Genomic DNA, 2,931 nt, shown 5'->3' with positions numbered 1-2,931 from the left:
CCCACGCCAATTCCAGCGCAACCCCGTCATCCCCTCCGACACCGCCTCCCCGTCTGCTCGGGGACGCACCAGGAGGGCGCCCGGTGGACGCGCGTCACCTCACGGTGACGGCAGCCGTCGCAGCGACGTCATCGGGAACGGCACCCAGAAGGGCGTCGCCACGGCGTCGCCCTCCAGTGAGAACCACGGCCCGTCCCGTCCCGCGAGCACGTGGAAGTCCTGCGCGGGCGTGAAGCCCTGGCCCATCAACGCCACGCGTTCGCCCTTCGCGTTGGTGGCCACGTCCAGCACGAGCACCGTGTGGCCGGGACTACCCCCCAGGACGAAGAAGTCTCCGGGCCCCAATTGCGCGCGGCTGGGACGCGCGCCTTCCGCCTGGAGGGACAGGGTGCCCGCGTAGGTGAAGAGCAGGTCCAGGTAGTGGCGGAAGGCCTTGCGCGAAGCATCCGCCGCCGCGCTGTCCGGCACCCACGTCACCTTCGAACCGGAGACCCGGGCCCGGTCTCCCGCCGAGTACCGGGGCCACGACGCCACGTGTCCGCTGGTGAAGCGGTAGGCGATGCGGTCCGGGTGTCCGGAGGCCCAGCGCCACTCGGCATGCAGCCGGAGGATGGAATCCGCGCACTGCTGGAGGTTGGCGGTGCCCACGTCCAGTTCCCCCACCGCCGCGAGCCGCGCGTCGGTGGCGGCCAGCACCGTGCCCCCCGCGAAGTCGCGCACGGGCGTGCCTTCGGGACGCAGGGGCAGGCCGCGCAGCCATGCCCCGAAGGAGCCCGCTTCCAGGGGCACCCGCGCATAGCCCTCCGGCGGCGCGAACGTCTCCTCCAGCGCACGCACCCTCGCCGTGGCGGACAACCACGGGTAGCGGGTCCGCTCCTCCACCGTGACGACATGGGGCGCGACCGCCGCCCGTCTGGCCGCTTCGCCATTCGCCTCGCAGCTCATCAGCGGCAGCGTGGTGGTGACCAGTGCGAGCAGGGCGCCCGTCACCCGACGACGCAGGGGGGAAATTGCATTCACGGGGCTTCACTCCGGACAGACACGGCCGGGACGATACCCGGACCTTCCGGGTGGGACACCGGCCGGCCGGCCGACGGGTCCCGGACGCGTGCGGATTCAACGGACGCCGGAGGCGTTCTTCGTCGGACGCTCGCCGTCCGGGGCAGGTGCGCCCTGGGAGCCGAGCACTACCTTTTGGAACCATGCACCGTCGGGCAAGCCTCGTGCTGCTCAATGCACTGTCCCTCTCGCGTCTTCCGCTCGCCGCGGTGTTCATCGCGGTGTCGGATTCGCGCATGCGGGCCTTCCTGGTGGTGCTGGCCGCCGCGACGGACTTCCTGGACGGTTGGATTGCCCGGCACCGGGGGCTGGCCACGCGCTGGGGGGCACTCATCGACCCCGTGGCGGACCGTGCCTTCATGGTGACGGCCTTCATCGTGTGCCTGCTCGACGGGCTCATCGGTCCGGTGGAATTGACGCTGCTGCTGCTGCGCGACATCGGCACGGCCATCGGCTTCATCGTCGCGCAACTGCGGCCGGACATGCGGGCCATCGAGCTCAAGGCGCGGATGCTGGGCAAGCTCGTCACCACGCTGCAACTGGCGGTGCTGCTGTGCGTGCTGCTCTATCCGCCGCTGGTGCGTCCGCTCGTGGCGCTCGTCTCCCTGCTGTCGCTCGCGTCGGTGGTGGACTACACGCGCGCGGTGTGGAGCCAGCGGCAGCGCCAGCAGCGGCCTCCGTCCCCCCCTCTGGGCACGCCCATGAGCACCGTGCGCAAGTAGCGCGGGCGCTGCTCAGGCGGGCACGGAGTGTTCGTCCGGAGGGAGCTCGTGGATCAGCCTTTCGCGCTCGCGCTCCATCGCGGCGCGCTCGCCTTCGGACATGGCGTCCCAGACCTCATCCATCGTGTCGAGCAGCGCATCCACTTCGGGTGAATCACCGCCCGGAGCGCGAGCGCGGACGAGGGCCAACTTGTGCAACAGACTGCGGTATCGGTCGTAGACCGTCATGGTGAAAACCTCCGTCCCCGAGACGCGCACCGCCCCGCCCGACTGACGGATGCGAGGGCACGGCGAGGCCTGGGGCGGGTGAGGGGGTTCCCTAGCGCGAACGCATGCCGGCGGCGCGACGGGCCTCGGCCTTGGACAGCACGGCGATCTCCCGTGTGTGGCTCTTGCCCACGATGTTGACCACGGCGCGCACCTTCTCGCCCTCCTTGAGTTGATTCACTCCGATGGCCTGGCCTTCGCGCAGGATGCGCGTGCCGGTGCCAATCTCCAGCGGCAGTCGCGTGCCGTCGTCCACGATGACGACCTCCTTCGAGGACACCGATTTCACGACGCCCGTGTAGATGGCATCCACCACGGCGATGCCCTGCTGCGCGGACGGAGAAGGAGCAGGCGTCGCCGCCGGAGCCCTCGTGCCACCATTGCCCGTGCCACCCGTCCCCGCGTTCGCATCCGTACCCGGGTTACCAGTGCCACCCGGATTCACATTGGAGTCCTGGCCTCGGGACTCCGGGTTCGGATCCGCGGAGGGACTGCCGTCATCCGCGTTCGGATCCGGCACCGTGCCGGGGGCGCCCTGCGCGGGGGCGCCCTGCGCGCCGACATTCGGATTCGCGCCGGTGCCGGTATTGCCCGCGCCCCCGTAGGGATTCCCGGTCGCGCCGGTGTTCGGGTTCGAGCCCGTGGGGCTCCCGCCTTGAGGGGCCTCGGGAGTGGGCGCCTGCTGCGCCCCTGAACCTCCCGTGCCCGGATTCACCGTTGGCGCTCGCGTGGAAGGAGGCGCGCTGGTGTTCGGCTGCTCGGGGTCCTGGAACGACAGCGTGTAGCCGCCCTCGGACTCGGCCAGCAGGACCTCCGGCTGCTGCGTCTCCTGACCTTCCGAAGCCTCCGGGGGCACTGCGTCTGGAGAGGCCACCCCCGGCCC

The 2,931-nt window shown here is 70.9% G+C and carries 3 protein-coding genes and 1 pseudogene; 1 reads left to right on the top strand and 3 read right to left on the bottom strand.

Going from position 1 to position 2,931, the window contains the following annotated elements:
• Positions 1-99: 99 nt before the first annotated feature.
• The gene (locus D7V88_RS40325) at positions 100-945 is read right to left on the bottom strand and encodes a DUF4846 domain-containing protein (protein WP_120545806.1); all 846 of its coding nucleotides are present in this window, start codon (positions 943-945) and stop codon (positions 100-102) included.
• Between the two features lie 257 nt (positions 946-1,202).
• Here D7V88_RS40325 and D7V88_RS40320 point away from each other — a divergent pair, with 257 nt between their 5' ends.
• A complete protein-coding gene (locus D7V88_RS40320) occupies positions 1,203-1,781 on the top strand; it encodes a CDP-alcohol phosphatidyltransferase family protein (protein WP_120545805.1) in 579 nt (192 codons plus the stop codon).
• Between the two features lie 12 nt (positions 1,782-1,793).
• Here D7V88_RS40320 and D7V88_RS40315 read toward each other — a convergent pair whose 3' ends face one another.
• Positions 1,794-2,009: a hypothetical protein gene (locus D7V88_RS40315; RefSeq protein ID WP_244238656.1), complete on the bottom strand. Its 216-nt coding sequence runs from the start codon at positions 2,007-2,009 to the stop codon at positions 1,794-1,796.
• Positions 2,010-2,100: 91 nt separating this feature from the next.
• A pseudogene (locus tag D7V88_RS43405) lies at positions 2,101-2,931 on the bottom strand (hypothetical protein); the annotation flags it as partial.

The sequence above is a fragment of the Corallococcus terminator genome (genome assembly GCF_003611635.1).
Taxonomy (GTDB): Bacteria; Myxococcota; Myxococcia; order Myxococcales; family Myxococcaceae; genus Corallococcus; species Corallococcus terminator.
This window is presented reverse-complemented; position numbering and strand designations above follow the sequence as displayed.